Source organism: Sedimenticola sp., from assembly GCF_050289425.1.
Classification (GTDB): domain Bacteria; phylum Pseudomonadota; class Gammaproteobacteria; order Chromatiales; family Chromatiaceae; genus Sedimenticola.
Genome location: NZ_JBNKFS010000017.1, coordinates 69,950 through 96,777, shown reverse-complemented (window position 1 = coordinate 96,777; position 26,828 = coordinate 69,950). Strand labels below are relative to the sequence as shown.

The 26,828-nt window shown below is 56.6% G+C and carries 24 protein-coding genes, 1 tRNA gene and 1 pseudogene; 11 read left to right on the top strand and 15 right to left on the bottom strand.

Features of this window, described 5'->3' with window-relative positions; translation table 11 throughout:
* Together ACQY5R_RS12905 and ACQY5R_RS12900 are read right to left on the bottom strand one after the other, a co-directional pair.
* Nucleotides 1-308 (bottom strand): annotated as a pseudogene (locus ACQY5R_RS12905) (hypothetical protein); the annotation flags it as partial.
* Nucleotides 309-398: 90 nt separating this feature from the next.
* The gene (locus ACQY5R_RS12900) at nucleotides 399-866 is read right to left on the bottom strand and encodes an Lrp/AsnC family transcriptional regulator (RefSeq protein WP_428609099.1); all 468 of its coding nucleotides are present in this window, start codon (nucleotides 864-866) and stop codon (nucleotides 399-401) included.
* A gap of 160 nt (nucleotides 867-1,026) precedes the next feature.
* On the opposite strand from ACQY5R_RS12900, the gene ACQY5R_RS12895 reads away from it, so the two are divergent.
* The 6 genes from ACQY5R_RS12895 (at nucleotide 1,027) to ACQY5R_RS12870 (ending at nucleotide 8,216) form a co-directional block, all read left to right on the top strand.
* A complete protein-coding gene (locus tag ACQY5R_RS12895; protein WP_428609097.1) occupies nucleotides 1,027-1,992 on the top strand; it encodes a hypothetical protein in 966 nt (321 codons plus the stop codon).
* Nucleotides 1,989-2,909, top strand: a complete 921-nt coding sequence (gene rarD, locus ACQY5R_RS12890) for an EamA family transporter RarD (protein WP_428609095.1) — start codon at nucleotides 1,989-1,991, stop codon at nucleotides 2,907-2,909. Before ACQY5R_RS12895 ends, rarD begins: the two co-directional genes overlap by 4 nt.
* A gap of 83 nt (nucleotides 2,910-2,992) precedes the next feature.
* Nucleotides 2,993-4,810, top strand: a complete 1,818-nt coding sequence (locus ACQY5R_RS12885; protein ID WP_428609093.1) for a GGDEF domain-containing protein — start codon at nucleotides 2,993-2,995, stop codon at nucleotides 4,808-4,810.
* A gap of 159 nt (nucleotides 4,811-4,969) precedes the next feature.
* The gene (locus ACQY5R_RS12880) at nucleotides 4,970-6,610 is read left to right on the top strand and encodes a response regulator (protein ID WP_428609090.1); all 1,641 of its coding nucleotides are present in this window, start codon (nucleotides 4,970-4,972) and stop codon (nucleotides 6,608-6,610) included.
* A complete protein-coding gene (locus ACQY5R_RS12875) occupies nucleotides 6,607-7,275 on the top strand; it encodes a sensor histidine kinase (RefSeq protein WP_428609087.1) in 669 nt (222 codons plus the stop codon). Before ACQY5R_RS12880 ends, ACQY5R_RS12875 begins: the two co-directional genes overlap by 4 nt.
* A 167-nt stretch (nucleotides 7,276-7,442) precedes the next feature.
* On the top strand, nucleotides 7,443-8,216 hold the full coding sequence (locus ACQY5R_RS12870) for a sulfite exporter TauE/SafE family protein (RefSeq protein ID WP_428609084.1): 774 nt from the start codon (nucleotides 7,443-7,445) through the stop codon (nucleotides 8,214-8,216).
* 54 nt (nucleotides 8,217-8,270) lie between these two features.
* Here the strand turns inward: ACQY5R_RS12870 and ACQY5R_RS12865 are convergent, their stop codons facing one another.
* A complete protein-coding gene (locus ACQY5R_RS12865; RefSeq protein WP_428609081.1) occupies nucleotides 8,271-8,510 on the bottom strand; it encodes a DUF6489 family protein in 240 nt (79 codons plus the stop codon).
* 88 nt (nucleotides 8,511-8,598) lie between these two features.
* Here ACQY5R_RS12865 and ACQY5R_RS12860 point away from each other — a divergent pair, with 88 nt between their 5' ends.
* The 3 genes from ACQY5R_RS12860 (at nucleotide 8,599) to ACQY5R_RS12850 (ending at nucleotide 11,598) form a co-directional block, all read left to right on the top strand.
* Nucleotides 8,599-9,624 (top strand): thioredoxin family protein, encoded by a 1,026-nt coding sequence (locus ACQY5R_RS12860; protein WP_428609080.1) that lies wholly within the window; start codon nucleotides 8,599-8,601, stop codon nucleotides 9,622-9,624.
* A 71-nt stretch (nucleotides 9,625-9,695) separates the two neighbouring features.
* Nucleotides 9,696-10,490: a class I SAM-dependent methyltransferase gene (locus ACQY5R_RS12855; RefSeq protein WP_428609079.1), complete on the top strand. Its 795-nt coding sequence runs from the start codon at nucleotides 9,696-9,698 to the stop codon at nucleotides 10,488-10,490.
* Complete coding sequence (locus ACQY5R_RS12850; RefSeq protein ID WP_428609077.1) at nucleotides 10,450-11,598, top strand: methyltransferase; 1,149 nt, start codon at nucleotides 10,450-10,452, stop codon at nucleotides 11,596-11,598. Before ACQY5R_RS12855 ends, ACQY5R_RS12850 begins: the two co-directional genes overlap by 41 nt.
* A 418-nt stretch (nucleotides 11,599-12,016) precedes the next feature.
* Here ACQY5R_RS12850 and ACQY5R_RS12845 read toward each other — a convergent pair.
* The 5 genes from ACQY5R_RS12845 to ACQY5R_RS12825 form a co-directional block, all read right to left on the bottom strand.
* Nucleotides 12,017-12,093 (bottom strand) — tRNA-Asp (locus tag ACQY5R_RS12845).
* Between the two features lie 107 nt (nucleotides 12,094-12,200).
* Nucleotides 12,201-13,043: a deoxyribonuclease IV gene (gene nfo, locus ACQY5R_RS12840; protein WP_428609074.1), complete on the bottom strand. Its 843-nt coding sequence runs from the start codon at nucleotides 13,041-13,043 to the stop codon at nucleotides 12,201-12,203.
* A 123-nt stretch (nucleotides 13,044-13,166) separates the two neighbouring features.
* Entirely contained in the window at nucleotides 13,167-13,463 is a 297-nt protein-coding gene (locus ACQY5R_RS12835) for an ACT domain-containing protein (protein WP_428609072.1), read from the bottom strand.
* Nucleotides 13,460-15,112: an acetolactate synthase 2 catalytic subunit gene (gene ilvG / locus ACQY5R_RS12830; RefSeq protein ID WP_428609069.1), complete on the bottom strand. Its 1,653-nt coding sequence runs from the start codon at nucleotides 15,110-15,112 to the stop codon at nucleotides 13,460-13,462. The genes ACQY5R_RS12835 and ilvG overlap by 4 nt, the downstream gene beginning before the upstream one ends.
* Nucleotides 15,113-15,484: 372 nt before the next feature.
* A complete protein-coding gene (locus ACQY5R_RS12825) occupies nucleotides 15,485-16,513 on the bottom strand; it encodes a pyridoxal-phosphate dependent enzyme (protein WP_428609067.1) in 1,029 nt (342 codons plus the stop codon).
* 340 nt (nucleotides 16,514-16,853) lie between these two features.
* Here ACQY5R_RS12825 and ACQY5R_RS12820 point away from each other — a divergent pair, with 340 nt between their 5' ends.
* The gene (locus ACQY5R_RS12820) at nucleotides 16,854-18,803 is read left to right on the top strand and encodes a putative bifunctional diguanylate cyclase/phosphodiesterase (RefSeq protein ID WP_428609065.1); all 1,950 of its coding nucleotides are present in this window, start codon (nucleotides 16,854-16,856) and stop codon (nucleotides 18,801-18,803) included.
* 144 nt (nucleotides 18,804-18,947) lie between these two features.
* On the opposite strand, the gene ACQY5R_RS12815 is transcribed toward ACQY5R_RS12820, so the two are convergent.
* The 3 genes from ACQY5R_RS12815 to ACQY5R_RS12805 form a co-directional block, all read right to left on the bottom strand.
* Nucleotides 18,948-19,850 (bottom strand): Rossmann-like and DUF2520 domain-containing protein, encoded by a 903-nt coding sequence (locus ACQY5R_RS12815; RefSeq protein WP_428609062.1) that lies wholly within the window; start codon nucleotides 19,848-19,850, stop codon nucleotides 18,948-18,950.
* A gap of 12 nt (nucleotides 19,851-19,862) precedes the next feature.
* A complete protein-coding gene (locus ACQY5R_RS12810) occupies nucleotides 19,863-21,047 on the bottom strand; it encodes a M24 family metallopeptidase (RefSeq protein WP_428609059.1) in 1,185 nt (394 codons plus the stop codon).
* Nucleotides 21,048-21,174: 127 nt separating this feature from the next.
* Complete coding sequence (locus ACQY5R_RS12805; RefSeq protein WP_428609056.1) at nucleotides 21,175-21,771, bottom strand: TetR family transcriptional regulator C-terminal domain-containing protein; 597 nt, start codon at nucleotides 21,769-21,771, stop codon at nucleotides 21,175-21,177.
* A 162-nt stretch (nucleotides 21,772-21,933) separates the two neighbouring features.
* Here ACQY5R_RS12805 and tcdA point away from each other — a divergent pair, with 162 nt between their 5' ends.
* Entirely contained in the window at nucleotides 21,934-22,716 is a 783-nt protein-coding gene (gene tcdA / locus ACQY5R_RS12800; protein WP_428609054.1) for a tRNA cyclic N6-threonylcarbamoyladenosine(37) synthase TcdA, read from the top strand.
* 10 nt (nucleotides 22,717-22,726) lie between these two features.
* Here the strand turns inward: tcdA and ACQY5R_RS12795 are convergent, their stop codons facing one another.
* The 4 genes from ACQY5R_RS12795 to ACQY5R_RS12780 form a co-directional block, all read right to left on the bottom strand.
* Entirely contained in the window at nucleotides 22,727-23,113 is a 387-nt protein-coding gene (locus ACQY5R_RS12795; RefSeq protein ID WP_428609052.1) for a dihydroorotase, read from the bottom strand.
* A gap of 169 nt (nucleotides 23,114-23,282) precedes the next feature.
* Nucleotides 23,283-23,627 (bottom strand): cupin domain-containing protein, encoded by a 345-nt coding sequence (locus tag ACQY5R_RS12790; protein ID WP_428609049.1) that lies wholly within the window; start codon nucleotides 23,625-23,627, stop codon nucleotides 23,283-23,285.
* Nucleotides 23,628-23,654: 27 nt separating this feature from the next.
* Nucleotides 23,655-23,867, bottom strand: a complete 213-nt coding sequence (locus tag ACQY5R_RS12785; RefSeq protein WP_428609046.1) for a YdcH family protein — start codon at nucleotides 23,865-23,867, stop codon at nucleotides 23,655-23,657.
* Nucleotides 23,868-23,968: 101 nt separating this feature from the next.
* On the bottom strand, nucleotides 23,969-26,794 hold the full coding sequence (locus ACQY5R_RS12780) for a valine--tRNA ligase (RefSeq protein ID WP_428609044.1): 2,826 nt from the start codon (nucleotides 26,792-26,794) through the stop codon (nucleotides 23,969-23,971).
* Nucleotides 26,795-26,828 lie beyond the last annotated feature (34 nt).

Genomic DNA, 26,828 nt, shown 5'->3' with positions numbered 1-26,828 from the left:
TTGCCGTTGTTTACCGCCCAGATAAAGCCGAGCCAGTTGACCGATACCAACAGTGAGCTGACAAGGAGAACCAGCAAAATCCTGTAATTGGAAAACAGCCGGAGGAAGACCCGAACCTGTCCGGTAAGGCCGATCATCAGCAGGGTGAACAACAGCGACCAGATAGCCCGATGGGCGATGATCTCAAGTGCCGGAGCCGCACCGATAGCACGGTAATAGAGCGATGAAAATCCCCAGATGAGGAAGGCGCCCAATGCACTCAGTACACCGATTTGTATCTGACGATCCGATTCTGCAGGTTGATTCATGATGGCTTGAAATTTCCGCGTGACACAGGTTGCTGATGCAACCGTCAGCCTTGGGGTAGGTGTTCTCAATCCCTGAGCCGGGGTGCAAAACTAGAGTTTAACAGCCGTTTCAAATTTTACTCGATCCAATGAGATCAGACTGCGAAATTTTCGCAGATTGGGTTGCTTATAGAGTACTTTCTGGGTAAACGCGTCGTAAGCCTGCATGTCCGCTACCGATACCACCAGGATGAAGTCAACTTCTCCCGTTACTGCATAACATTGCGTGACTTCGGGGGAGTCCTGAATCGCCTTTCTGAATTGGGCCGCCAGCTCCAGGTGATCCCGCTCCATCTCCACTTCCACAATGATGTTGATGTGATGACCGGCAACCTGAGGGGCGACCAGGGAGACGTCGGCAATGATCACCCCCTCCGCGCGCAAGCGGTTTACCCGTCGCAGGCAGGCAGGGGGGGAGAGGCCGACCTGTTCGGCCAGCTTCAGGTTGCTGATTTTATTGTCATTTTGTAACCGGTTGAGGATGTGGCGATCAATCCGATCCAGTTCTTTTGTGTTCATAATTAATTTTATTAAATTAAATATAGTTAATACGAAATATAAATTAAAAAATATGAAATATACAAAATATTTTTAAAATTTATACCACTAAAACAAAATCATAGATATTTGTTTGCGGATTACAATGGACCAGTCTGAATAACCCACCGAGGGGCGATGTGTGAACGCGTGGTTCAAAGAGCTGTTGCAGGAGATCTATCAGGTTTCCAGCACCCTATTCAAAATTATGATACCCGCACTGCTGCTGGTGAAGATGCTGCAGGAACTCGGGGGGGTGGAGATCATTGCGAGATGGCTGGGTCCGGTTATGACCCTGGTCGGGTTGCCGGAATCGATGGCGCTGGTCTGGGCGACCACGCTGTTCACCAACATCTATACCGGGATGGTGATATTTTTCGATCAAGCGCCGTTGCAACCGTTGTCGGTAGCCCAGGTAACGGTTTTGGGAAGTATGATGTTGATCGCCCACACGCTGCCGATTGAAGCGCGGATCGCACAGAAGGCCGGTGTCCGGATCGGTTTTACGCTGTTAGTTCGTCTATTCGGTGCCCTGTTGCTCGGTTTTATCCTGTATCGACTGTACGGTTGGGGCGACTGGTTGCAACAACCCAGTGAGTTGTTCTGGAAGCCGGATCCCGTGGAGAACGACCTGTTTTCCTGGTTTATTGCCCAGTGCAAAAGCCTCGGTGTAATCCTGTTGATTATCTCCCTGTTGCTAACAACCCTGAAGCTGTTGCGTCTACTCGGCATAGAGCGCCTGCTGCAACGGCTGTTGCGACCTTTGTTGAGAATGCTGGGTATCGGTCCCGCCGCCACCACCATCACCCTGGTCGGTTTTTCTCTGGGTCTTGCCTTTGGTGGTGGTTTGCTGATCAAGGAGGCGCGGGCAGGCCACGTTCCCTATCGTGATGTGATTACGGCGATGACGTTGTTGGCGCTCTGCCACAGCGTGATTGAAGACACCCTGTTGATTTTGCTGCTGGGTGCCGATCTCAGCGGCATTTTTTGGATGCGTCTGATCTTCGGCTTCGCGGCGGTGGCCCTACTCAGTCGTCTGTCGACATCCAGCAGCGAGCGGTTTCAGCAAAAATATTTGATCCATTCACTGCAGATGGCTAAGTCATGAGTCAGTCAGCGAGCCATGAAAACAATGTCCGGACCGGCTTGGTTTACGGTCTGCTGGCCTTCGGTATGTGGGGCTTTGGCCCGGTCTATTTCAAAGCGGTGGCGTCGGTCACGCCATTGGAGGTGTTGGCGCACCGTATCATCTGGTCGGTTGTGCTGCTGCTTTTGTTCATTAGCTGGCGGCGACAGTGGTCGGGGCTTTGGGTGCTGATGAGTGATCCACGCCGTCTTGGCGGATTACTGGTTACCGCACTACTGGTCGCCGCCAACTGGCTCACTTTCATCAACGCGGTCAGTCAGGGAGAGATCGTGGCGGCCAGTCTCGGGTATTTCATCATCCCGTTATTCAGTGTGCTGCTGGGGGTGGTGTTTTTTAGCGAAAGACTGCGGCTTTGGCAGATGGTAGCCATTTTGCTGGCGCTTTGCGGAGTCGCCAACGAAGTGGTGACGGTGGGCCGGTTGCCGATCATCGCTTTAACGTTGGCGGTGACATTTGGCCTGTATGGGCTGGTGCGAAAAAAGTTGGCGGTCGATCCGTTACTGGGCCTGACGGTCGAGACCCTGTTGCTGGCGCCGCTGGCGCTGGGATATCTTGCCTGGCTGGGGTATCAGGGCAGCCTGCATTTTGCCCACGATTCTCCGCTTCTGGATCTGCTACTGGCACTGGGGGGCGTGGTAACCACGCTGCCGCTGGTCTGTTTTGCCGCCGCGGCCAACCGCTTGCCGCTCACGACTATCGGCGTTCTGCATTATCTGGCGCCCAGTATCACATTTCTCCTGGCCGTCTCTGTCTATAATGAGCCGTTCGGCAGCCATCGGCTGATCACCTTCGCCTTTATCTGGTTGGCGTTGGCGGTTTTTTCCGGGGACGGTTGGTTGTATCAGCGAAAACGGGTGCCGGTCCTGCAAGGGGGCTGAGTCGCATGCCTTGGGACTGTTAAACTCCTCTCGCCGTGCTGCCGATAGGGTAATGTGCACAGGCGGTATATCACGGGGGGAGCATGACGCAATCGGCGGCGGAGTGGAAAAAGAAGTATTTGGACAGTTTGTCCGACCTGGAGCGGAAGGAGAAGCGTTGGCAGACGGTTGAATCCACCCTCAGACGCTGTCTCTCCCGACTCTCCTTTGTCGGCGATGGTATGGATCCGCAGCTGGATGAGCGGCTGGAGCAGCTGCGCAATCGAGTACGCGGGGAACAGGATACCCGCGCGCTGTTGCGCCTGATAGAGGATATCGCCGGCCGTGCCGAGGGATTGCACGCCAAGTCGAATGACAGTCGCCCCGTCTCCTCAATCGAGACCTTTCTCGCCCGCTTGCTTGATGAGGCTCCCTTGCCAAAAACGTTGGGCAAACGGGCGCAAAAGCTTGTCCGTACACTCCAGCATTCTCCCTCTGCCGAATCGATTGCCGATGCCCGGGGTTTGATCCTTGAAGCGCTATTGCCGTCACCGGAAACACATGCCGGCGGAGGACTCATCGGTAAACTCTTTGCCAGGGAAAAAGAGCGGCCGGACGGTTCGGAGACCGCCCCGGCGCCTGCAGCGTCGAAAGAGACGAATCGGCCACCGGAAAGTCAGCACCTGCTGTTGTCCCTGATCGATCAGCTTGTTCAGGCCGGGTATGAACCGGTTGCTCTTGGGAAGATTGCCGACCAGGCGGCACAGGCCAATCACCGGGATGCACTCGACAGTCTAGTGCGTGATCTGGTGGCTATCCTGTCTGCTTCCCTTACGGAGACCCCTCCTGTCGTGTCCTCCCCGCCACCGGTCGATCGGGTGCTGCTACAACTGCTGCAGGGCATGGATCTTCCGGGCGAGCTGCAGCCGAGGGTTCAGGTGCTAAAAAGTCGATTGACCAAGGGCGTTATCGAGGCGGACATCCCCGCCATTCTGGCGGAACTGCTGCAATTGTCCGAACATGCCCGGCTCCAGGCCGAGCAGGAGCGCCAGGAGGTGGAGCGCTTTCTGCTGCAGATGACGGATCAACTACAACGACTTGACCAGGAGGTCAACGGTATCGGCGCAGTGGGCAATGAGCTGGCAGCAGGTAGTAAGCGGTTGGACAGCGATATGCAGAGTCAGGTCAGCCATTTGCATACCGCCGTTCAGCAGGCGACGGATCTGGATGGATTGAAGTCATCGATAGCGGAGCGTTTGGCGTTGATCCAGGACCGATTGCGTGACCACAAAAGTGAAACCGAACAGGTGGTGCAGGGTTTTGAGCAACGTATTGAACAGCTGACTACCCGTTTGGGCGATATGGAGCAAGAGGCGGCTTCGTTACGTGAACATGTGGAGCAGGCGCGGGCGGAGGCGTTCACGGATGCCCTGACAGAGCTCAACAACCGACACGCCTTTGAGTGTCGATTGCAGGAAGAGTATCTGCGTTGGAGTCGTTACGGATATCCCCTCAGCATGATCGTTGTCGATGTGGATCACTTCAAGAAGGTGAATGACACCTATGGTCATATGGCCGGGGACAAGGTGCTGCATGTGATCGGCACGCATCTTAAACGTGCCACCCGCAAGGTGGATTTTCCGGCGCGCTATGGGGGTGAAGAGTTTGTGATACTGTTACCCGAAGTGGACTTGAAGGGCGCAAAAGTCGTGGCGGAAAAGATCCGTCATGCGGTACAGGAGAAACCCTTTCACTCCGGTGACAACCGCGTGAATATCACCGTCTCATGCGGGGTCGCCACTTTCCGAAAGGGCGATGGTCGCAAGACAGCGTTCGAACGGGCGGATGAGGCGCTCTATCTGGCCAAGCGGAGCGGTCGCAACCGCTGTTATACGGAAGAGCAGATCGAATTCAATCGTTGATCTGGAACCGGGAAAATTCCCGTTGCCGGGTGTTGACTGCTATGATGAGAGGATGCGGGAATGCCGCGACGGGCCAGCAGTTGGCATACAAAATGGACGAATCATCCCGATCACCGGGGGTGATGCCAAAAATGAGAAAAGCAGTATGAGAAGCATTGAATGGCCGCCAAAATTGAGCAACTGAGTTTTTTAATTGTCGATGACTACGCCGATATGCGTGGCGTATTGCGCAATATGCTGCAATCTTTTGGCGTGTCGAATATCGATTCCGTGGCCAATGGTCGGGAAGCGATACAGCATATCGAATCAAAGCGATACGATGTGATCCTGTGCGATTACAACCTGGGTGACGGGCGGGACGGACAGCAGATCCTGGAAGAGGTCCGCGCCAGAAAACTGATCGGTGTAAGTTCTATCTTCGTTATGATCACCGCTGAAAATACCCGTCTAATGGTGATGGGGGCGGTGGAGTATGAGCCGGATACCTATCTGACCAAGCCTTTTACTAAGGACTTGCTGGCGCAGCGATTGGAGCGACTGCTGAATAAAAAGGCCGATCTATTTGAGATCGAGAAGGCTATCGATCGTCGCGACTATGAATTGGCGAATGACCTACTCGATGCGCGGATCTCGGAAAATCCACGGAATCTCAATGAATTCATCAAGCTCAAGGCGGATCTGGCACTCAAGGCGGGTGCCTATTCCCAGGCGGAAGCGATCTATTCCGGGGTACTGGCCCAACGGGATATCGCCTGGGCCCGGGTCGGCATCGGCAAAGCTTACTTTGGCAGCAAACGCTATGAAGAGGCCAGACAGGTTTTTCAGGATTTGATCGAGGGCAATGAGCGGTACATGACGGCCTATGACTGGCTGGCCAAAACCTACCAGGCATTGGATCAACCGGAGGAGGCGCAAAAGGTGCTTGAGTCCGCTACGGCCCATTCCGCCAAGGCGGTGGTTCGCCAACGGACCCTCGGGGAGTTGGCATTGCGTAATCACGATGAAAAGGTGGCCGAACACGCCTTCAGTCAAGCTATCCGACTGGGTAAGCACTCCATCTACAAACACCCCTCCATTTATGCCAATCTGGCCAAGGCCAAGGCGGTTACCGTCAACGGTGATGCGGCCATGATGGTGTTGCGTGACCTGAAAAAGGCTTACAAGGGGGACAAAGAAGCCAACCTTTACTCCTCCATGACCGAAGCTGTTCTGCAGGAGGATATGCAGAATAGCGAACGAGCCAGGCAATGCATGATCGAAGCCCATGAACTTTATAAAGAACTCGGCACCCAGGCTGCGCCCGAGTTGGCTCTAGATATGGCGCGTACCTGCAACCGGATGGGTGAGACGGAGCGGGCCAGCGAATTGTTGCATCAGGCGGTAAAAAATAATCACTCCGATGAGCTGTTCCTGAAAGAGGTCGGGGCAACGATGAGTGACCTGGGATTATCCGAAGATCCAGGTGCCATGATTGCCGATATCAAAAAGGAGATCGTCAGGCTAAACAACCGCGGTGTGGAGTTGGCCAAGCAAGGTAAACTGGATGAGGCGATGCTGCTGTTTGAAGAGGCGGTAGCCGGTATGCCGAGCAATAAGGTAGTGAATCTCAATGCGGCTCGGATATTCATGCTGCACATGAAAGAGACCGGCATCGACCCCGATCTGATTATTCAGGTACGGGAGTATCTGGAACGGGTGCGCCAGATGGATGCCGAAGATCGCACGCTGCATAAGATGCAACGAATGTTAAAACAGTTGTTGCAGGATTCCGCCAAGTCTGAAAACCAGGGGGGAGAATGAAATTTTATGATGTGTTGGCTTCGCTGATTCACGATATGAAAAATTCCCTCAGTATGGTGATTCACACCCTGGATCAGATAACGGCGGAAGCGTCATTTGAGGATGAGAAGCAGGCGCCTATCATCGCTTTGCAGAACGAGGCCAAGCGGCTCAATAACAACCTGATCGAACTGCTTACTCTCTACAATATCGAAAATGAACGGATATCGGCCTCGATCGATGATGTGGATGTGGCCGATTTTCTCTCTGAAGTGATGGCAGAGAACCGCTCTTCGGCAGAGGCCAATCATATCCGGCTCATCAGTGAATGCGATCCCGATCTGTTTGGCTATTTTGATGAAAGCCTGATTCGTAACGTACTGAATAATCTGGTCGGCAACGGCATTCGCTATACCGATGACCAGTTGTTGGTCTCGGCAGCACAAGAGGGGGACTACCTGGTCTTTCGGGTGGAAGACAACGGTCAGGGTTTCCCGGAACAGATGTTGTCCGCACAAACACCGGATGGTGGTCACAGTGAACTGGCCGAAGGCAGGACCAAGCTGGGTCTCTATTTCGCCTCGATGATTGCTGAGATGCACCAAAACGGCGATAAACAGGGCTTTATCAAGCTGGAAAACAATCACCAACTCAGCGGCGGCTGTTTTTCCATCTGGCTGCCCTAAGGTCTGTGGTCAATCCCTAAGATCACCCCTTCAGCCACGCTTCTATTCTCTTTTTGTACCACCAAAGCAACACAGAAACGTCTGCACATCATCGAGAGCTGTATCTATGGGTAAATGACCGAGGCTGTTATGCTCACTGGACATTTTATTCTCGCTAGTAGGCGTTCATGTTAACTGACGTGCTGTTTCTTCTTTGTGCCGGTTTCTTTGGCGGGGTACTCAATTCGATAGCCGGCGGAGGCAGTTTCATTACCTTTCCCGCCCTGCTGTTTGTCGGTGTGCCCCCCATCAGTGCCAATGCCACCAATACCTTCGCCTCCTGTTCCGGCTACATGAGCGGTGCCTATGCCTTCCGCAAAGAGTTATCTGCCCACCGGCATGAACTGCCGCGCTATATCCTGCTAAGTCTGCTGGGCGGCATTGGTGGTGCCTGGTTGCTGTTGCAGACGCCGGAATCGCTGTTTCGTGAGGCGATCCCCTGGTTGTTGCTGTTTGCCACGCTGCTTTTTATTTTTGGGGGGCAGCTCAACCGGATGCTGAAGCGGTTGGCGTTGGCGCATCGCCACGCCTCCCTCGTGGGGAATCTCTTGTTGCTGCTGTTTTTGCTGGCTGTCTGCATCTATGGCGGTTTTTTCAATGCCGGGTTAGGGATCATTATCCTCAGCTACCTGGCGCTGGCCGGGCACAGTGATATCAACGCCATGAATGGTCTCAAGTTGCTGGTCTCCACCGTGGTATCGCTGATAGCGATCGCGCTGTTTATTTTTGATGGAGTGATTGCTTGGTATGAGGGTACGGTGGTCCTGCTGGGTACCCTGGCCGGTGGCTACGTAGCGGCCCACGCCGCACGTCGATTGCCACAGCGACAGGTTCGACTGTTTGTGATCATCGCCAGTGTCGCTATTACCGGTTACTTTTTCTACGACACCTATGGGGCCTAATACCTGGCGGGATTTAATGCCTGGTCGCTGATCGCCCGGACGTAGTAGCTCGACTTAATCGCTCTTTTTACCGTAGGCGCTCATCATATTGGTTATCATCTTCTGAAAACTCTCCATGGAGCTGGCGGACTGGGCAAAGAAGGGCTGCATCAAGCTGAGCGGATCGTAGCCTTCGGCACCGGCGTTCATCTGCTCGCGGATTTTGTTGATCATCTCCTCCTGCAGCCCCTGTACATCCGGCCAACCCATCAATTTCCGCATCTCTTCCGGTGTGATATCGATTGAAATTTTCATGTCGCCTCCAGGTTGTTCCCGCGTGATGATTGGCGCATTCGCCTGCTATGCTTGCAGGTACGTTACCAGTGTTTGAGGTGTTTGGACAATGCTGAAATGGGTCCCGCTGCGTTTACTGCCGGTCGTGTTGTTGCTGTTTTGTCGCTTGGTCATGGCCGAAGAGACGGGGCGTTTTCTCGGGGCCAAGGAGACGGTTTACCCCACCTGGTTCAAAGAGAGCTTTCTAGACTTGCGAGAAGATGTGGCCGAGGCCACGGCTGCCGGTCGCCGGGTGTTGCTGTTTTTTCACCAGAACGGTTGCCCTTATTGCAACCTGATGGTGGAACGCAATCTTTCGCAGCGCGACATCGAAACGCAGATGCGACGTGAGCTGGATGTGATCGGTGTCAATATGTGGGGGGATCGTCCGGTAACCGGCTTGGCGGGTCGGGAGTTATCGGAAAAGGCCTTTGCCGCTTCGCTTCGGGTCCAGTTTACGCCAACCCTGCTGTTCCTGGATGAAAAAGGAGAGGTGGTGTTGCGCCTTAACGGCTATGTTCCGCCGGCGACCTTCAAACTGGCACTGGACTATGTGGGCGGCAAACAGGAGCGCCAGCTTACGTATCGCGCGTATCTGGCGGCACAGGCACCACCGCAACCGGTAGCGAAACAACTGCAGCCCGAGCCGTTTTTTATCGCCCCACCACATGATCTCAGTCTGATTCGGGAACCGATGGCGATCTTCTTTGAACAGCGGGATTGCCCCGCCTGCCTGCAGATGCATCAAGAGCTGCTGAGTGATCCTGAAATCCGCGGCCTGGTAAGTCGGACCCATGCCATCCAGCTCGACATGTGGGCGGATACACCGCTTATCACGCCCGATGGACAGCGTACTTCGGCGCGTGCCTGGGCGAAGGCACTCTCGATCAACTATGCCCCCTCGGTGGTGTTGATCGATCCACAAGACGGGGAGGTGATTCGCGTCGAGGCCTTTTTTAAGCAGTTCCATACCGCCTCAATTTTTGATTATCTGCTCTCGGGCGCTTATAAGATGGAGCCCAGTTTCCAGCGCTATATCTCAACCAGGGCGGAACGCATTCGCGAACAGGGTAGGGATGTGGATATCTGGCAATAGTGGGATAATGGCCGTCTATCGGCGTGGCAATACGCCCAGAATTGAAATTCGTCGTTACCCGGGAATCATTGGTGCCAGAACAACCGTCCGTACTAGGGGTGGCCGCCGCCTCACCTGACCAGCAACCGGCTGCTGAACAGCTTGCCGCAACGCTTGCACTCCCTTGTTATTCGCTTGACCAGATCGAGTCCGGCCTGCTGTTGCTGCAGCAGTCGGAGCGCCTGGTGCTGCAGCAGATAGGGCCGGGTGCACCGGGGGCCGTATGGGTCGATTTTGTCGAGGGCAAGGCAGCGCACCGGCGAAAGTTCGGTGGCGGCCGGGGACAACCATTGGCCCGGGCCATTGGTTTGAAGAAGGGTTGGACCCCGCGGGTGTTGGATATGACCGCCGGTCTGGGGCGGGACGCCTTTGTGCTGGCCACCCTCGGTTGCCGGGTGGAGATGATTGAACGCTCGCCGGTGGTCCATGCGCTGTTGGCGGATGGGCTGCGACGGGCACAGACGGATGGGGATGTGGCCGAGATCGTCACACGGATGTCCCTGCGTTGCCTTGACGGACGGGAATACAACGTGCCAACGGCACCTGATCAGCGACCCGATGTTGTCTATCTGGACCCCATGTATCCCCATCGGGAGAAATCGGCCAAGGTGAAAAAGGAGATGCGCCTGTTTCAACTGCTGCTGGGTGAGGATCAAGACAGCGCAACCCTGTTAGAGCGGGCCTTGCACGTAGCCACCCACCGCGTGGTGGTGAAACGTCCGGTCAAGGCCCCGCCGTTGGGACGGCGCCTACCCACCGTGACGGTCGGCAGCCCCAATACCCGCTATGACATCTATCTCACCGGTCCGCGTCATGCAACGGCTTGAGGTAGCGAGCGGCCGCTTCTCCCTGAGGCGTTATCCGTTACGTCAGCGGGAGACGTTGCGTGCCTGGGATGCGGCGGATGAGTATCTGTTGAACCATCTGGGCAGAGATATCACGGGTCGGCTACTGATCATCAATGACAGTTTCGGGGCGTTGGGCTGTGCCCTTTCCGGTTATCGGCCGACGCTGCAGAGTGACTCCTATCTGAGCCACTGGTCTACCCGGGAGAATCTGGCGGCCAATCGACTCGACAGTGATCAGGTACGGTTAATCAGCTCCCTGGATGAACCGTCAGACCAGTATGACCTGGTCTTGATTCGTGTCACCAAGACCCTGGCGCTGCTGGAGCATGAGTTGATCCAGCTGAAACCACACCTGACAGCGTCCAGCCGGGTGATCGGTTGCGGTATGGTCAAACAGATCCATAGCTCGACCCTGCAGCTGTTTGAGCGGATTATCGGCCCGACACATACCTCGCTGGCGAAGAAAAAGGCGCGGTTGATTTTTGCCACTGTCGATACCGATATCGACCTGCCGGTATCACCCTATCCGGTCAGCTATCCGCTGGAGGGGAGTGCATATCAGTTGGTCAACCACGCCAACGTCTTTTCCCGGGATCAGTTGGATATCGGCACCCGGCTGCTGTTGCAGCATATTCCGGTCAACGCTGATTATCGGGATATTATCGATCTCGGCTGCGGCAACGGTGTGGTCGGTTTGATGGCGGCACAACGGAACCCGGATGCCCGACTCCACTTTGTCGATGAGTCAGCCATGGCCGTAGCCAGTGCCGAGGCCACCTTTACTGGGGCCGGGCTGAGCAATCCGGCCTGTTTTCGGCAGGGTGATGCGTTGAGCGGCTTTGCCCCGGCCAGTGCCGATCTGATTCTGTGCAATCCGCCGTTTCATCAGGGTAGCGTGGTGGGTGATGCGACGGCCTGGCGTATGTTTAATCAGGCTCGCCGGGTGTTGCGCCATGGGGGTGAACTGCGCATCATCGGTAATCGTCACCTCAACTACCACGTCAAACTGAAGCGGCTGTTCGGCAACGCACGGCAAGTGGCGGCAGATCCGAAGTTCGTGGTGTTGAAGAGCTTCAAGACGGGCTGATGTCAGGGCTCTTTGCCTGTCCTTGTCCCCCGATGTCCGATGATTGAAAAGGGCAACCACGGGGGGCCCTACACCAAATGGGAACTGATCGCCGCCCCGACCCGTAGGGGCAGGCCCCCGTGCCTGCCCTTGTCCCCGATGCCCGGTGATCGAAACGGGCAACCACGGGGAGCCCTACACCAAATGAGAACTGATCACCGCCCCGGCCCGTAGGGGCAGGCCCCTGTGCCTGCCCTTGTCCCCGATGCTCGTTGACCGAAAAGGGCAACCACGGGGGGTTGCCCCTACATCCATCCCTGGCCTTCGCGGCATAAGGCCGTCCATGGCAAAGCCGCTCCCGGCCATCCCTGGCCTCCGCGGCATAAGGCCGTCCATGGCCAAAAAAAAACGGATACCGAAGTATCCGTTTTTTAAATAGTGGCGGAGCGGACGGGGCTCGAACCCGCGACCCCCGGCGTGACAGGCCGGTATTCTAACCATCTGAACTACCGCTCCACAGAGGCCCAAAGCGGTTGTCGGCAAGGCAGACAACCAACGTTGGAGCGCGGTAGTTTAATGATTCCTGACAAAAGGTCAACTGCTTTTCTTTCTGGATCGAGAGGTTATCGCTGCAGGGCGTAGAGCTGGCGTATTTCATCGGCCCAGAGGCTATCGTCGATGGTCTCCAGCACCATCGGGATCTCGTCAAAACGCTGATCATTCATGATGTATTCGAATACAGGCCAACCCAGTTTTCCCTTGCCCAGACTCTCATGCCGGTCGACGCGGGAGCCCAGGTCGGGTTTACTGTCGTTCAGGTGTACACCACGCAGATATTGGAAGCCGACAATCCGGTCAAATTCGCTAAACGTCTGTTCACAGGCTTCGGCGTTGCGCAGGTCGTAGCCGGCGGTGAAGGTGTGGCAGGTGTCGAGACAAACCCCTACCCGCTGCTTGTCTTCCACCCGCTCGATGATGGCCGCCAGGTGTTCAAAACGGTGTCCCAGATTGGAGCCCTGGCCGGCGGTGTTTTCAATCACGGCGGTAACGCCCTCCGTCTGTTCCAGCGTCCAGTTGATGGAGTCGGCCACCCGGGAGAGGCTCTCCGTTTCCGGGATCTTTTTCAGATGACTTCCGGGATGAAAGTTGAGCAGTTTGAGACCCAGTTGCTCACAGCGACGCATCTCGTCCAGGAACGCGTCCCTGGATTTTTGCAGTGCCTCCGCTTCGGGATGCCCCAGATTGATCAGATAGCTGTCATGGGGAAGCACATACTGCGGATCGATCGCCACGCTCTGCAGGTTTTCCCGGAAGCGGGTAATACTCTGTTTGGTCAGCGGCTTCGCTTTCCACTGTCGCTGATTCTTGGTGAACAGGGCAAAGGCGGTCGCGCCAATCGCCTGGGCATTGAGCGGCGCATTCTCTACGCCGCCACTCGCGCTGACATGGGCACCGATACGTTTCATTCTCGTCTCCGCTGCAAAAGCGCTCCATGTTAGCCGAAACCGTTGTCGACTCACAGTCGCCAAAACCTCTCGGTTTTCCCGGTTTCTTTACCTTTTCCGGTGATCAACCGTTATCTGTTCCAGTCAGAGCGGATACATCAATGCCACTTTCTGCCGGCCGGGATCAAGCAGTGGAGTAGGATCGGCCACAGCATGCAGGGCGGTCAACTCCTTGATGCCGCCCAGTTTATTCAACTGGGTGACCAGCCGTTCCTGGGGGCGGTCGCTCTCAACCGTCATGTGGACCTTGAGCAGGCGATCCTCTTCACTGCTTTTGACATCCATGGAACGGATGAAAAAACCGCGCACCCGGGTAGTTTGGAGAATCTTTTCCAACATGGCCGGATTGGACCGGGCTTGAATATGCAGACTGAATATCATGGGTTGGCTCCTGTGAGTATCTGATCATTGGCGTCGCCCGGCTTGACCATCGGCCAGACGTTGTTTTCGGTGGCGATGGCGACATGCAGCAGGGCGGGGCCCGGTGTCTCCAGCAGTTTGTTGATGGCGTAGGCCATGGCATCCGGTTCGGAGATGGACTGCGCCGGGATGTCAAAGGCCCTGGCCAGGGCGCAGAAGTCCGGGTTGTCCGAAAGATCGATTTCGCTGAATCGTCCGTCGTAACAGACCGCCTGCTGTTGCCGCACCATGCCCAACGCCTGGTTATCCAGGATAATGATCTTGATCGGCAGTTTGTAACGGCCGATGGTGGCCAGCTCCTGCACATTCATCATGAAGGAGCCATCCCCGGCAACATTGATTACCGTGGATTGCGGATGGGCCAATTGGGCGCCGATGGCGGCCGGCAGGCCAAAACCCATGGCGCCGAGTCCACCGCTGGTCAAGTGTTTGCGCGGGTGATCAATCGGGTAGTGTTGCGCCACCCACATCTGATGCTGGCCGACGTCGCAGCTGACGATTGCCTGGCCTCGAGTCATGTCGGATAACTGGCGCAGCAGATGGGGGCCACTGATACCGTTCCCAGCATCGGGAAGGGCATAGCCGTCCTGTTTCAGCCGCTGCTGGCACTGGCTCCGCCAGTCGTCCAGATTCTGCTTGATCGCCAGCGCCTTCAGGTTTCGGCGCAGATCACCCTTCAGCGCACAAGCCACTTGCCGGAGCTTGCCGATTTCGGCTGGATCGATATCCAGATGAATGACCTGGGCGTGGGGGGCAAAACGGCTTAACTTGCCGGTGACCCGGTCGTCAAAACGGACACCCACGGCAATCAGCAGATCAGCCTCTTGTACCGATTGATTGGCGGCCACCGAACCGTGCATGCCAAGCATGCCCATATTGAGGGGGTGGTCGCCCGGCAATGCGCCTAACCCCTTCAAGCTGAATACGCTCGGAATGCCGCTGGTCTCGACAAAGTGACGAAACGGGATAATGGCATCGCCAAGCAGGATGCCGCCGCCACCGTAGACAATCGGTTTATGGCTCGCCTGGATCAGGTCGATCGCTTGTTGTAACGGGTCATCGGCATACGCGTAGGTGGCTGCTTCGCTTGGTCGGGGTGGCGCTGCATCCGGCAGGCTGGCCAATTGAATGTCTTTCGGCAGATCCACCAACACCGGTCCGGGTCGTCCCTCCCGGGCTATCTGGAACGCCTGATCGAGAATGTCCGGCAGTTCTTGGATATCTTCAACCAGGAAACTCTGTTTGGTAATCGGCAGGCTCATGCCGAGTACATCGATCTCCTGAAAGGCGTCGGTGCCGATCAGCGAGGTGGGTACCTGGCCGGTGATGGCAACCATCGGCACCGAGTCCATGAAGGCATCAGCCAGGCCGGTCATGAGGTTGGTGGCGCCGGGTCCGGAGGTGGCGAGGCAGACGCCGACCCGGCCACTGGCGCGCGCATAGCCGTTGGCGGCGAATGCCGTGCCCTGCTCATGTCGGCAGAGGATATGCCGTATCGGACTCTTCAGCAGGGCGTCATAGAGCGGCATGATGCAGCCACCGGGATAGCCGAACAGGGTGTCGACCCCCTCGGACATCAATTTGTTAACAATGTGCTCCGCTCCATTCATCTCTCTACTAACTCCTGCTTCAAAGGTAAATTCCCTCCCGGCCATCCATGGCCTTTGCGGCATAAGCCCATCCCTGGCAAAGCCGCTCCCGGCCATCCGTGGCCTCCGCGGCATAAGCCCGTCCATGGGCAAAAAAAAACCCCCGGATCTTTCGATGCGGAGGTTTCTTTCGGGTTGGGGTAAAAAACGCTAGCCGATAGTCTCTCCGCGCAGTCGATGTACGACTACTACTACTAGAGATACCACTACCATCAGCGAACGAATTTTCATGTTTTGTTGTTTACTTTGCCGTTTCCGGTTATCTGATCAGTTTTGATTTACCGATGCGGAGCACCGAATAGATGCGTACGCAACATTAATTGAGGGATATTTCTACACGATCGTTTGCAAGGATGCAAGTTGTGATTGAAAACCGCATAACCCCAAGGTGCCGCCGTTATAGAGGATCAGTTGTGGACCCGTTGGCATGTGCCGCTCCATTTCACACTTCACGGTATAGAAATGCTTGACCGAGTAGACCGGGTCCATCAGCAGGCCAGTCTCTCTGGCAATATGTCCGGTTGCATGGAGGATGGTCTTATTAACACTGCCATAGGATGCGGCGGTGGCCGGTTTGATAAACCGGACTTCAGGGCTTGACGACGGTAACGGGGAGCCAAGCTGTCTCACCAGCCAGCTTTCAAACTGCCGGTAGCGCTGTTGAAACGCATCGGGATCGCCGGCGATCTGGGTGATGTGCACCCGTGGCTGGGTCATCCCCAGCAGGCGCATCCCCAACAGCAGACCGATAGCGCTGACCCCTGTCCCGCTATCGGTCCAGATATCCCGAAATTGCAGTTTCAGTGCCGTACAGTTGTGCTGCAGATCGGCAGCCAGGGTGAGTATGCCGGGTAATACCGCTTCGCTGTAACCGCCCTCTGGAATGACTGCGGCGGGGGTCCCTCTCACTGCCCAGCGGTTGGCTTCCTGTCGGGCGATCTGCTCCACATCGGGCCAGTCCCGGTGGCTGATATAGTGGATGCAGTCTCCCGGTAACAACAGGGAGAGGAGTAGGTGATTACCGGTTAACGCCTTGTTCCCCGGCATTTTTACCAGAGCACGGACATCGTAGTTGCGGTTTCTCAGCAGTTGGGTCAGGCCGAGTACGTTATTGGAGTGTGCGCTACCTATCAAGATTATCCGGCGGTTGCCGCTATGCTCTAGGGCCGGGAGCAGGCTGAGGTATTTGCGCTGCTTGGTTCCGACTACGTTGGCGTTGAGTTCATCCTCGCGCTTGATGAACAGCGGGGTGGAAGGGCGTTGCGGCAGATACCCGACGAGGGGATGGCAGCGGCTTTTCCAGTTCAGCTCCCGATCCAGTCGGTCGCCGATAAGTTGTTGGAGAGGTTCGGGGAAACTCATAGTAAACCGGGCTTATCGGGGCAATGCTGCCATTCAGCGGTGTCAGGATTGAATGCCCGCTGCACTGGTCGTAGAGTTTATTGGGTTTGTTACTCCCGCAAAACAGGCAATAACAAAAAAAATTGGTACGGCTAGGAGCCCGATAGGCTGCTAGTTGGCCATACAATAACCGAAAAAAGTGTGAGGGACGGAATAGCGATTCCAGTATCCAGGGAATAACCGATAATGGCATGGCAAGCCGTTGATTTCCGGTGTGAAGTCAAGGGGTTGTCGCATTCGTATGTTTTCGGTAATCCCAGGATCCGCGACGCTGGCCGGACCTTTTGGACGAGGGTAGCGCGTGTCTGAATTGGAAATGACAGATGACGACCAGGTTGAATCCGATCTTCGGAGCCACCTGGCGACGCTGGACAAACGCATGGATGAATTGGATGCCTTGATCACCAGATCGGAAACCGGCGGTTCGGTGGTGGCGAGTGCCCGGTCGCTCCCGCATAGCGAGGGTCTTTGGCCCATCTCATCCGCAGATCAGGCGGATGAAGGCCAACTGCGCGAAACCATTTCGCTTTTGAAGGCGACGCTCAACTCCACCACCGATGGGATTCTGGTGCTGGACAATAATCTGCGTGTGGTGATCTACAACACCAAGTTTGTCACCCTCTGGGATATTCCTCCATCCCTCGATCGCGAAGATAAAAAAGGTTGGCTGCGCGCCTTCACGGCGCCGCTCATGGAAAATGCCGATACCTTTGTAAAACGTATTAGGGAGCAACTGGCCCACACCGACGCGGCGACCCGGGACATTCTCCGCTTCACCGACGGACGTATTTTCGAGAGTCGCTCCCACCCACAACAGATCGAGGGGGAGATCGTGGGTCGGGTCTGGAGTTTTCGGGATGTGACCAAGCAGCGGCAGGCCCAGGAACTGGTCGAGTACCAGGCTACCTATGACCCGCTGACGGATTTGCCCAACCGCCGTCTGCTGTTGGATCGTCTGAACCAGATGCTGGCGCGTTGTCGGCGCCATCAGCGTATTGGTGCACTGCTGTTTCTCGATCTGGATAACTTCAAGACCATTAACGATACCCTGGGTCATCCGATAGGCGATGCGCTGCTGCAGCAGGTGGCGCGGCGTCTTACCGATTGTCTGAGGCGTGAAGATACCGCCGCCCGGTTGGGTGGAGATGAGTTTGTCTTGCTGCTGGCGGAGGAGAATGCAGTGATAGACGAGTTCACCCACCAGGTGGATATCGCCGCTAACAAAGTGCTGGCCGCGCTCTCTGAACCCTATGAGGTGCAAGGGCATCGTCTCTATGCCACCACCAGTATCGGTGTTTCGCTGTTTCCGCAAAATGGTGAAAATGCCGATGACGTGCTGATGCAAGCGGATACCGCCATGTATCGGGCCAAGGAGGCGGGACGCAATACGGTGCGATTCTTCCTGCCCAGTATGCGCAAATCCTCGGAAGAGCAGTTACAGATGCAGAACGATCTGCGTCAGGCGCTGGAGCGCGATGAGCTGAAGATCCTGTGGCAGCCGAAGCACGACTTTGCCGGCAACACCCTGGGCGCCGAAGCCTTGCTGCGTTGGGAGCACCCGACCCGGGGTTTGATCATGCCGGGAGAGTTTATCCCGGTGGCGGAAGATATCGGTATCATTACCTCGCTTGGTAACCAGGTGTTGGAGGTGTCCTGCAATCTGCTGCGTAAGATAGCGGACGACTATTCCGAGGCGGGACCGATCCACCTCTCGGTCAACATCAGTCCGCAGCAGTTTCAGCAGGCCGATTTCGCGATGCAGGTTGCCCACTTCCTCAAGACCAGCGGCGCCAATCCCACGCGTCTGACGCTGGAGCTGACCGAAAATATGCTGGTGACCAACCTGGAAGAGGTGATGGCGAAAATGGTCGACCTGAAACGCCTGGGCGTCCGTTTCTCGATCGATGATTTTGGCACCGGTTATTCATCCATGGCTTACTTGAAACGCCTGCCATTGGACGAGATCAAGATCGACCGCTCCTTTGTGAACGATATTGTCACCGACCCGGAAACGGTGAGTATTGTTGAGGCGATCATCACCATGGCGTCCAAACTGGGCCTGAGTGTGGTGGCGGAAGGGGTGGAAAACAGCCGTGAATTCGATTTCCTGCGCAAACGGGGCTGCCACTGTTTCCAGGGATATATGCTGTGCCAACCGTTGGATGAGGTGGAGTTCCTCGAATTTATCCTGGAAGGCAATATCAGTGAGGCACGGAAAAACGGCAGCCAGAGCGTGTTTGAAGGATTTTGACCATTCCGGCCTTCAAACACAGTACTACGACCGTTCGGCCCGAGGCGAGCCTCCTACAGGGTGGTTGTATGGGTATTTCATCTGTAGGCATGGCGCCCCGCCACGATGGCCACCCCGTAAGTTCGGCCAACCTTCGGTCGGGTCTCAACTGATCAGGCAGGGGTCCGGTGGTTGTGGGGTGAGCAATAGCCGAATCTGTTCCGCCTGCTCGGGGTCCAGCCCGCCTTTCTCCAGCGCCAATTCCACCGTCTCTTTTCCCAGCATCCGATAAATCGCCTGATAGGCCGGCGGTATGTTTCCCAGGCTGTCGATATGGCGTGCGATGGTGGCGGTGTCGCCACGGCTGATCGGCCCGGTCAGCGCCTGGGGTAGGCCGGAGTGGGACAGGTTTTCCACGCTGCCGGCGATCAGCGGCAGTATCGCTTTCAACCCGGCCTGACGATCAATGCCGATCTGCTCCAGCAGGGTGACGGCAATCGACTCGATCGTCACCAGATAGTTGGCCGCCACGCAGAGCGCGGCATGATAGAGCGCCTTCCGTTCAGCCGGAATGATCAACGACTCTCCCTGTAGCGCCTTGACCAGCTGTTCGGCCCGGGAGATAGCGGCGGCTGTCCCCTCCAGACAGAACCAGGTACCGCACAGCAGTTCCGCTCCTTTAACCGGATCGGCCAGTGCCTGGATCGGATGCAGCGAGAGCACTTCGGCACCTTTGTTGCGTGCCGCTGCCAGGGCATCGGCGGTAAGGGCGCCACTGAGGTGAAGAAACAGTTGGCCGGGACGGATGACTCCCTGGTCGGCAATGGCGCGACAGGCCGGTTCGATCTGTCCATCCGGTGTGGCGAGGATGATAATGTCGGCGTTGACCACCGCCGGTGCGGGATCGGTCGTGGCGGGCGGATTGCCAACCAGCGCCGCACAACGTTGGGCCGATTCAAGCGTACGGCTGGCCACCCCCACCAGCAAATAGCCGGCTTGATGCAGTGCCAGTGCCAGCGCACCCCCCGCCGCACCGGCGCCTACCAGTGCAATCCGCTCTTTTGTCATGCCTACTCCTGTTCATCCGGTGGCAGCCGTTTCGATCAGATTCCGCGACGCCTTGGTCAGAATTTCGTTGCCCGTACTGCTGATCAGCACGGTATCCTCTATTTTGACCACCCCGGCACGCTTGTCCAGCATGTGCATCTCAATCGCCAGTACACAGCTATCGGGGATGATCGCCCGGTTGTGGGCAATCAATACCGGGGGTTCGTTCACTTCGATGCCGACGCCGTGGCCGATCAGGCGACAGCGGCTGTCGCCGGTAAAGCGGAGAAATTGCTCCTGTACCCGCATCTCGGCGGCTTTTTCCATTGCCAGATCATAGACTTGGTCGCAGCCCATACCGGGGCGGATCGATTCGATGACAAAGTCTGATATCTCACGCAGATCGCCGTACAGTCCTTTTAGCCGCGGGCTGGCGCGGCCGGCGACATAGGTACGGGACTGGTCGGCATGATAGCCGTTCACCATGCTGGGGATATCCACCACCACGGCATCGCCGTCATCGATGATCCGGTTAGAGGGGCCGATGGGCAGGGCGGCACTCAGCCCCACGCCGGAGACCGAATAGACAATACCGGTAAAATCCCCCAGGTTGCTACCGGAGCTGATCGGACCCATACCGAGCGGCAGGTCGGGATGGCGCAGGAAGATGCCTCCTTCATGGCCTGCCAGACGGTGGGTGTTTTCAATAATGGCCGACAGTTCCAGTTCGGTGATACCGGGGCGCAATCCCTGCTGAATAGCCAGTTGTCCCGCTTCGACGACTCGGCAGGCGCGGCGAATCTGTTCGATCTCAAAGTCTGTCTTGACCGCCCGTTGCTGCAGGATCAGCGGCGATACATCCTGCAGTTCAAAGCCCTGAAACAGTTTTTGATAGAGCAGGTAATTATTGGCCGGCAACAGATCCAGTTCGATTCCCAGGCGCTTGTTCCAGAGATAGGAGAAGTACTCCTGGTAAATGAAGTCGAGGCGGCGCTCTTCCGTGATATGGGAGGCTTCGATGCCCGCTGTCTGTACCGCATAGGGATAGCCGCTGCGCACGAACAGCCGGTAGTCGTCCGGGAACACCGCCAGGAAGGCCGGCTGGGCGATGCCGGTATAGTAGAAGATATCCCGGGAGTAGAAGAGTAGGGCGGCACCGAGCCCTTGATTGACCAGCTCACGCTGGAAATGTTTGATGCGCTCCAGATGTCGACTCATGGCAATGTCCTGTCAGCGAATGTCTGTCTAACCGCCGCCAATCGGGTGAGTGGTCGGTGATTCATTACTCGAATAGACCAAAAGGTCTTTTTTATCTCGGCTTGAGCCGTTGCGGGCTAACCGCTGCTTAAACTTTTAAATGCTGTACATAGTGGCGAAGCTGGGAAGTGGTCTGCTTCAGCACGTTCAGGTCCCGGGTCACGGCATACAACGCCGCCGCACCGTTCAGGGAGATGAAGATGAAATTGGCGATTTCACGATGATTCAGGCCGGTTTGGATCAAGCCTTGTGATTCGGCTTCAACCAACCACTGCTGCAACAGTTTGGAAAATCGAATAAAGCCTCGCAGCATGTGGCGGCTCATGGCCGGCGATTGGCCGGAGAGCTCGACCAGGGCGTTGAGAAAAAAACAGCCCCCCTCAAAGATATCCCCACCCAAGTAGCGCATCAGGTCGTTTTCGATCACCTTTTCGATACGTTGCAGCGGATCGGTGATGCCGTTGACCCCCTCAAATACCACTTGGTGCCAGCGCCTGACCGCCTCGTCGTAGATGGCATACCAGATGGCCTCTTTACTGCCAAAGTGGCCATACAGCCCACCCTTGGTCAGGTGGGTCGCCTCCAGGATGTTGTTGATAGAGGTGCTGTGATAACCCTTTACCGAAAAAAGCTGCAGTGATTTATCGATAATAAGTTGCCGGGTGCGTTCGCCTTTGGTTTCCATAGACTGTCAAAATATACCGATCGGTATATTTACCATAGCCCAGAGAGTGAAACCGGGTCAATCAATTGTTGGGATATTGGGGCGATGCCACTTAGAATGAGCCCCCTCAACCGGTTTCGACGTGGACCTGACCGGTAGCAAAGTCGACCAATCAGGTAGCAGATGGATTACACAAGACGATTTGGCGGTATTGCCCGGCTTTATGGCGAAGCGGGGCTCAGCAATTTTGCCGCGGCGCATGTCTGCGTCGTGGGCATCGGCGGGGTCGGATCCTGGGTCGCCGAGGCATTGGCGCGTAGCGGGGTAGGGACGCTGACCCTGATCGACCTGGACAATGTGGCGGAATCCAATGTCAATCGGCAGATCCATGCCCTGGAGAGTCAGTTTGGCCGCCCCAAGGTGGATGCAATGGCCGAGCGTATTCGGGGAATTAATGCCCAATGCTGTGTCATTACCCGGGAAGAGTTTGTCGAATTGGATAATCTGCAGCGGCTGGTCAGTGGCCAGTTCGATTATCTGGTCGACTGCATCGATGCCTTTAAGACCAAGGCAGCCTTAATCGCCCACTGCCGTCGCCATAAAATCCGCTTGGTGACCGTAGGTGGTGCTGGCGGTCAGATCGACCCCCTGAAGATCCGCCTGACCGACCTCTATAAGACCCAGCATGATCCGCTGTTGGCTAAGACCCGCAAGCTGTTGCGTCGTGAGTATGGTTTTCCGCAAAATCCCAAGCGGCGTTTTGATGTCCCCTGCGTCTATTCGGATGAACAGCAGGTTTACCCGGATGGCAAGGGCGCCGTCTGCAGCGTGAAGCCCGAAGGCGGTCCGGCCGGACACGGTTTGCACTGCGGCGGTTTTGGTTCAGCCATGACGGTGACGGCGACCTTTGCCATGGTGGCTGCCGCCCACGTCCTGAAAAAACTCTCTGTCAGAGGCGTGCCATGAGGCGGGGTACTCAGGCTGCTTTGGCGGCCTGTTCACGGGTGTAGAAACGCCCCGCCCGCAGGAACCCGGCTATGACCCCCGGCCGCACGGCTTTCACATGGCCGTCTGCATCATAATCGGTCACCCAATCGGCCGGCAGACCGTCCAGCAGATGCAGCGGCGCCGGTCTGCCGTCGACATAGCGGGAGATGACACTGCGCCCTGACTGGGTGTCATGAAAGGCGGGGGTAAACCCGGCACTGCGGCAGTGGATGCTGACGCCGGCGGTATCCGCATAGAGGCGGTTCTGCTGGGCCAGCGTTTGCTGACTTAACAGACCACGCTGCTTGATTTTCTGTTCCCGGTTCAGTTCTGAGGCGGGTATCGGTTCGATCAATGTGGTGAGAATCGGTTTCATTGTTTTGGCTCCTGTCTCGCTATTAAGACAGGTGCATAGTACGTGCCAATATAAAAAGTTAGTTAAAACAATAGGATATAAAATTGCATGGTGCAGGGGGTGATAAACCTTTAACCATTCGTTAAGTGTGTTTAACGATTCGTTTAACTGAAAGTGGGCAATTCGGGATCTATTCGTAGGCGCTTGGCACCATGCACATGAATACCAGGGGGGTGTCTCCGGTATTCCTGTATTGATGCACTTCATGCGGTTTGACCAACAGATAGTCGCCCTGCTTGATCGGGTGCACGGTGTCTCCCTCCATGGCTTCGCCTTGCCCCTCCAGGATGTAATTGACATGCTCACTCTCGTGGGAGTGATGGGGCGTATGGCCGCCGGGTTCCAGCGTGAACACGCGGATGGAAAAATTGGGCGCCCCGTCCGCCTTGCCGATCGGTACCTGTTTGGTGACACCTTTGATCCCTTCCATGTTCACCGGAGTCGTTTCGCAAGCATAGAGTTGGGTAATCTTCATGGTCTATTCCAGCCGTTATCTTAAAGGTCAGGCATCCAGGTCGGGGATCAGTTCATCTTCCAGTTTTGCAATGGCGTCCTTCAGCATCAGCTTGCGCTTCTTCAGGCGTTTCAGTTGCAGTTCGTTTTTATAGGGGGCGTCGGAAAGGGCGGCGATGGCAACATCCAGATCCCGATGTTCCTGTCTGATTGTGAACAGTCGGTTCCTCAACTCTTCGTGTTGCGCGTCAATAGAGATCATAGGCCGGTCCGCAAAGACTCATACTGTTTATAAAGTGTAGTGACCACAGGCCGTAGTGCAAAGCTTGGCGGTATAACAGCCTGTGGTCGGTGTTGGCTTTTTTACAATGCCTGGATCTTCTGCAACTGTTGCTCCAGCTTCTCCAGTGCGGCGATCTCATCCGCCAGTTTGTCCCGCTCCTTCTGTACCACGGCTTCAGGGGCCTTATCAACAAACTTCGGATTGTTGAGCTTACCCTCGATACGGGCAATATTCTCCTTCAGTTTGCCGATCTCCTTGTTCAGGCGGGCCAGCTCGGCCTCCTTGTCGATCAGGCCGGCCATCGGGATCAGCAGTTTCATGCCGCCCACCAAGGCCATGGCCGATTCGGGTGCCTCATCCTCGCTGCCCAGCAGGGTGGCCGATTCAAGCCGCGCCAGGAAGTCCAGATAGTGGCGGTTGCGCGCCAGTCGCGCCTGATCTTCCGGCCCCGCATTCTGTAACAGTACCGGTAGCGGTTTGCTAGGGGCGATGTTCATCTCTCCCTTGATCTTGCGGATGCCGAGGATGAACTGCATCACCCACTCCATCTCCGCCACGGCGGCCGGGTCCACCCGGGCTTCATCTTCGCGCGGGAACGGTTGGGTCATGATGGTCTCGCCACTCACGCCGGCCAGCGGGGCGACCCGTTGCCAGATCTCTTCGGTGATGTAGGGCATGATCGGATGGGCGACCCGTAGCAGGGTCTCCAGCACGGTGACCAGGGTGTGGCGGGTGCCGCGTTTGGCCGCTTCGCTGGCGCTGTCACCGGTCAGTACCGGCTTGGAGAGTTCCAGATACCAGTCACAGTATTCATTCCAGGTGAATTCGTAAATGGCCTTCGCGGCATGGTCAAAGCGGTAGCCGTCGGTCGCCTCGCTGACCGTGCCGATGGTGGACTGGAGCCGTGACAGGATCCAGCGATCGGCCATGCTCAGTTCCAGCTCACCGCCGGATTGACCGCAGTCTTGATCTTCCGTGTTCATCAATACGTAGCGGGCGGCGTTCCACAACTTGTTGCAGAAGTTGCGGTAACCCTCGATGCGTCCCATGTCGAATTTGATGTCTCGACCGGTGGTGGCTTGTGAGGCGAAGGTAAAGCGCAGGGCGTCGGTGCCGAAACTGGGAATGCCGTCCGGGAACTCCTTGCGGGTCGCCTGTTCGATCTTCTTCGCCAGTTGCGGTTGCATCATGCCGCTGGTGCGCTTGCTGACCAGCGCCTCCAGGTCGATGCCGTCGATCAGGTCGATCGGGTCCAGTACGTTGCCCTTGGATTTGGACATCTTGTCGCCGTGGCTGTCGCGCACCAGTCCGTGTACGTAGACCTCCTTGAACGGTACGTCGCCCATGAACTTGATGCCCATCATGATCATACGGGCGACCCAGAAAAAGATGATGTCGAAGCCGGTGACCAGGACGCTGGTGGGGTAGAAGGTCTGGACCCGCTCGGTCTGTGCCGGCCAACCCAGGGTGGAGAAGGGCCACAGGGCGGAACTGAACCAGGTATCCAGGACATCCTCATCCTGGGTCAGGACATAATCCGCTGCCAGATGGTGCTTTTCGCGCACCTCGGCCTCGGAGCGGCCGACGTAGACGTTGCCCTCGGCGTCGTACCAGGCCGGGATACGGTGTCCCCACCAGATCTGGCGGCTGATGCACCAGTCCTCGATATTGCGCATCCACTCGTAATAGGTGTTCTTCCAGTTGTCCGGCACGAACTTGATGCTGCCGTTCTCCACCGCCTCGATCGCCGGCTTGGCCAGCGGCTCGACCTTGACATACCACTGGTCGGTGAGGAAGGGTTCGATCACCGAACCGGAGCGGTCGCCGCGGGGCACCATCAGCTTGTGGTCGTCGATCTTCTCCAGCAGTTCCTGGGCTTTCAGATCGGCCACCACTTGCTTGCGCGCCTCGAAACGGTCCAGGCCGATATAGGCCGCCGGTATCACCGCGTCCTCGTCTTCATCGTGGTCGCGGATCGCGGCGTCGATGGTGAAAATATTGATCAAGCCGCCATGGGGCTGCTCGGCAATGGCTTTTTCATCCCGGTGCCTCAGCCAGACCTGGTAGTCGTTGAAGTCGTGCGCGGGGGTGATCTTCACGCAGCCGGTGCCGAACTCCGGATCGACATATTCATCGGCAATGATGGGTATGCGTCGTCCGGTCAGGGGCAGCTCCACGAACTCGCCCAGCAGGTGTTTGTAGCGTTCATCGCCCGGATGTACCGCCACCGCGCAGTCGCCCAGCATGGTCTCAGGACGGGTGGTCGCTACCACCAGGTGACCCTGGCCGTTGGTCAGCGGATAGCGCATGTGCCAGAGGAAACCGTTCTCCTCTTCCGACAGGACTTCCAGGTCGGAGACGGCGGTATGCAGCTTGGGGTCCCAGTTGACCAGTCGCTTGCCACGATAGATCAGGCCCTCCTCGAACAGCCGGACGAACACCTCTTTGACCGCGTCGGAGAGACCTTCGTCCATGGTGAAGCGCTCGTTCTCCCAATCCAGCGAAGCACCCATGCGGCGCAACTGGCTGGTGATAGTGCCGCCGGACTGGGCCTTCCACTCCCACACCTTCTCCAGGAATTGCTCGCGGCCGTAGTCGTGGCGGGTCTTGCCTTCGGCGTTGATCAGTCGCTCCACCACCATCTGAGTGGCGATACCGGCATGGTCGGAGCCGGCCTGCCACAGGGTTTTGTCCCCCTTCATGCGGTGGTAACGGGTCAGGGCGTCCATGATGGTGTCCTGGAAGGCGTGACCCATGTGCAGGCTGCCGGTGACATTAGGCGGCGGGATCATGATGCAGTAGGGTTGTTGGCTGTCGGCAGCAGCGGAAGGGGCGAAGTAACCGCGCTCCTCCCAGGTCTGATACCAGCGTTTTTCCAGGCTATGGGGATCGTAAGTCTTTTCCATGGATGGTCAGGCTGTCTTGGTTTGGGTTAATCGT

Excerpts from the sequence above, each read along its gene's own strand:
- ACQY5R_RS12885 (WP_428609093.1), top strand. The coding sequence starts at position 2,993 with ATGACGCAATCGGCGGCGGAGTGGAAAAAGAAGTATTTGGACAGTTTG.
- ACQY5R_RS12870 (WP_428609084.1), top strand. The coding sequence starts at position 7,443 with ATGTTAACTGACGTGCTGTTTCTTCTTTGTGCCGGTTTCTTTGGCGGG.
- ACQY5R_RS12860 (WP_428609080.1), top strand. The coding sequence starts at position 8,599 with ATGCTGAAATGGGTCCCGCTGCGTTTACTGCCGGTCGTGTTGTTGCTG.
- nfo (WP_428609074.1), bottom strand. The coding sequence starts at position 13,043 with ATGAAACGTATCGGTGCCCATGTCAGCGCGAGTGGCGGCGTAGAGAAT.
- ACQY5R_RS12790 (WP_428609049.1), bottom strand. The coding sequence starts at position 23,627 with ATGAAGATTACCCAACTCTATGCTTGCGAAACGACTCCGGTGAACATG.
- ACQY5R_RS12805 (WP_428609056.1), bottom strand. The coding sequence starts at position 21,771 with ATGGAAACCAAAGGCGAACGCACCCGGCAACTTATTATCGATAAATCA.
- ACQY5R_RS12865 (WP_428609081.1), bottom strand. The coding sequence starts at position 8,510 with ATGAAAATTTCAATCGATATCACACCGGAAGAGATGCGGAAATTGATG.
- ACQY5R_RS12810 (WP_428609059.1), bottom strand. The coding sequence starts at position 21,047 with ATGAGTCGACATCTGGAGCGCATCAAACATTTCCAGCGTGAGCTGGTC.
- ilvG (WP_428609069.1), bottom strand. The coding sequence starts at position 15,112 with ATGAATGGAGCGGAGCACATTGTTAACAAATTGATGTCCGAGGGGGTC.
- ACQY5R_RS12780 (WP_428609044.1), bottom strand. The coding sequence starts at position 26,794 with ATGGAAAAGACTTACGATCCCCATAGCCTGGAAAAACGCTGGTATCAG.
- ACQY5R_RS12785 (WP_428609046.1), bottom strand. The coding sequence starts at position 23,867 with ATGATCTCTATTGACGCGCAACACGAAGAGTTGAGGAACCGACTGTTC.
- ACQY5R_RS12825 (WP_428609067.1), bottom strand. The coding sequence starts at position 16,513 with ATGAGTTTCCCCGAACCTCTCCAACAACTTATCGGCGACCGACTGGAT.
- rarD (WP_428609095.1), top strand. The coding sequence starts at position 1,989 with ATGAGTCAGTCAGCGAGCCATGAAAACAATGTCCGGACCGGCTTGGTT.
- tcdA (WP_428609054.1), top strand. The coding sequence starts at position 21,934 with ATGGATTACACAAGACGATTTGGCGGTATTGCCCGGCTTTATGGCGAA.
- ACQY5R_RS12835 (WP_428609072.1), bottom strand. The coding sequence starts at position 13,463 with ATGATATTCAGTCTGCATATTCAAGCCCGGTCCAATCCGGCCATGTTG.
- ACQY5R_RS12795 (WP_428609052.1), bottom strand. The coding sequence starts at position 23,113 with ATGAAACCGATTCTCACCACATTGATCGAACCGATACCCGCCTCAGAA.
- ACQY5R_RS12875 (WP_428609087.1), top strand. The coding sequence starts at position 6,607 with ATGAAATTTTATGATGTGTTGGCTTCGCTGATTCACGATATGAAAAAT.
- ACQY5R_RS12880 (WP_428609090.1), top strand. The coding sequence starts at position 4,970 with ATGGCCGCCAAAATTGAGCAACTGAGTTTTTTAATTGTCGATGACTAC.
- ACQY5R_RS12850 (WP_428609077.1), top strand. The coding sequence starts at position 10,450 with ATGACATCTATCTCACCGGTCCGCGTCATGCAACGGCTTGAGGTAGCG.
- ACQY5R_RS12815 (WP_428609062.1), bottom strand. The coding sequence starts at position 19,850 with ATGACAAAAGAGCGGATTGCACTGGTAGGCGCCGGTGCGGCGGGGGGT.
- ACQY5R_RS12900 (WP_428609099.1), bottom strand. The coding sequence starts at position 866 with ATGAACACAAAAGAACTGGATCGGATTGATCGCCACATCCTCAACCGG.